Here is a 2,214-nt window from a genome sequence, read left to right on the forward strand (position 1 = left end):
AGCGAAGCTATGCCGCAGGCTTTACGCTAACGCTATCGAGGACTCGCTACCGCTGACGCTCGTACCGACGCTCGATGACTCGCTCTAAGCGAAGCTATGCCGTAGGCTTTACGCTACGCTATCGCTACCGCTTCGCTAACGCTAACGTAATTCGTAATTATTTATTCTCCCCCTGCCCCCTGCCCTCACCCCCCGGTTGGTGAGCGAAGTCGAACCACATCTCCCTCACTCCCTACTCTTTAGCTATACGCAGAGATGATCAGATTTAGCCAAGAGCATTTACAAAGCATCTACGCTCATGTTGAGGACGCGTATCCTGAAGAGGGTTGCGGTATAATTTTGGGTGATCTGGCTGATGAGAGCAAGACGGTAGTAGAGGTGATGCCGACAGAAAATGCTTGGAACACAGAAGCGGCTGCGGATTTTACAGGCGATAAGTCACTAGAGGGTAAAAGACGACAATATACGATCGCACCTGAAGTCATGTTACAAGCTCAAAAGCAAGCACGCAATCACTCGTTGCATATTATTGGCATTTTTCACTCTCATCCTGATCACCCGGCGATTCCTTCAGAATGCGATCGCTTATATGCTTGGCAAGGATACTCATATATAATAGTTTGCGTGCAAAACGGCAAAGCTCAAGAAGTGCAAAGCTGGAGCCTTGATGATGCTCACCAGTTTCAAGCAGAGAAAATAGAAAACATAATTTAACGCCGTTAGTTTAACACGTTCCGTGGGTTTAAGTCCCCCGGTTCTATAACCTGTAAGTTTTGAACCTGTAAGTTTTGTGTTGGGATTTCATCCCATTACAAAACTTAATTACGCGCTTCGCAGCGGTAGCTAGTCCGCGATAGCGTCAGCGTAAAGCCTGCGGCATAGCTTCGCTTAGAGCGACACAGGAGCGTCGCGTCATTACGAATTACGAATTATTTAATACGCATATCATTTTTCGATAGGATAAATAATTCGCTCTTCCATATCACAACTGCTATGCTTAATCCCAATCTGGAAGAAATCCAGTTGACAAAAGACGACTACGAACGCTACTCCCGACACCTGATTTTGCCGGAGGTGGGACTGGAAGGACAAAAACGCCTCAAGGCTGCCAGTGTATTATGTATCGGTACAGGTGGACTTGGTGCGCCGCTGCTTTTATATCTGACGGCGGCGGGTATTGGTCGCATTGGTATTGTTGATTTTGATGTTGTTGATACTTCCAACTTGCAACGCCAAGTAATTCACAGTACATCTTGGGTAGGTAAACCCAAGATTCAATCGGCAAAGGAGCGAATTCTGGAGATTAACCCCTATTGTCAGGTTGATTTGTACGAAACTCGTCTTTCTTCGGAGAATGCTTTAGATATCCTTGCGCCTTACGATATTGTGGTGGATGGTACTGATAACTTCCCTACTAGATATCTAGTCAATGACGCCTGCGTATTGCTGAATAAGCCCAACGTCTACGGTTCTATTTTCCGCTTTGAAGGGCAAGCTACTGTATTTAACTATGAGGGTGGGCCAAATTATCGTGACTTGTACCCAGAACCACCACCACCAGGCATGGTTCCCTCTTGTGCAGAAGGTGGGGTGTTGGGAATTTTGCCAGGAATTATTGGTGTCATTCAAGCCACGGAAACAGTCAAAATTATTCTCAAAAAAGGCAATACTTTGAGTGGACGACTGCTATTGTACAATGCCCTAGAAATGAAGTTCCGGGAATTGAAGTTGCGTCCTAACCCGATTCGCCCAGTCATTGAAAAGCTGATAGACTACGAACAATTCTGCGGTATCCCACAAGCTAAAGCAGAGGAGGCAAAACAGCAGATGGAAATTGCAGAAATGACGGTGCAGCAACTGAAGGAAGTGCTAGATAGCGGTGCCAAAGATTTTATCTTGTTGGATGTCCGCAATCCTCATGAATATGATATTGCCAGGATTCCTGGCTCAGTTTTGGTACCATTACCAGAGATTGAAAATGGAGATGGCGTTGCCAAGGTGAAGGAATTACTCAACGGCCACCGCTTAATTGCTCATTGTAAAATGGGCGGGCGATCGGCAAAAGCCCTCGGCATCCTCAAAGAAGCTGGTATTGAGGGCACGAATGTTAAAGGTGGCATTACAGCTTGGAGTCGAGAAGTAGACCCATCGGTTCCAGAGTATTAAATAATTCGTAATTCGTAATGACGCGACGCTCCTGTGTCGCTCTAAGCG

At 46.3% G+C, this 2,214-nt stretch carries 2 protein-coding genes; both read left to right on the forward strand.

Annotation, left to right across the window (positions count from 1 at the left end):
- Positions 1-255 precede the first annotated feature (255 nt).
- A complete protein-coding gene (locus AC5JMF_RS01575) occupies positions 256-714 on the forward strand; it encodes a M67 family metallopeptidase (RefSeq protein ID WP_495793966.1) in 459 nt (152 codons plus the stop codon).
- A gap of 279 nt (positions 715-993) precedes the next feature.
- Positions 994-2,166, forward strand: coding sequence for a molybdopterin-synthase adenylyltransferase MoeB (moeB, locus tag AC5JMF_RS01580; protein WP_495793967.1), 1,173 nt, complete (start codon positions 994-996; stop codon positions 2,164-2,166).
- Positions 2,167-2,214: the final 48 nt, after the last annotated feature.

The organism is Desmonostoc vinosum (assembly GCF_059505385.1).

Excerpts from the sequence above, each read along its gene's own strand:
- AC5JMF_RS01575 (WP_495793966.1), top strand. The coding sequence starts at position 256 with ATGATCAGATTTAGCCAAGAGCATTTACAAAGCATCTACGCTCATGTT.
- moeB (WP_495793967.1), top strand. The coding sequence starts at position 994 with ATGCTTAATCCCAATCTGGAAGAAATCCAGTTGACAAAAGACGACTAC.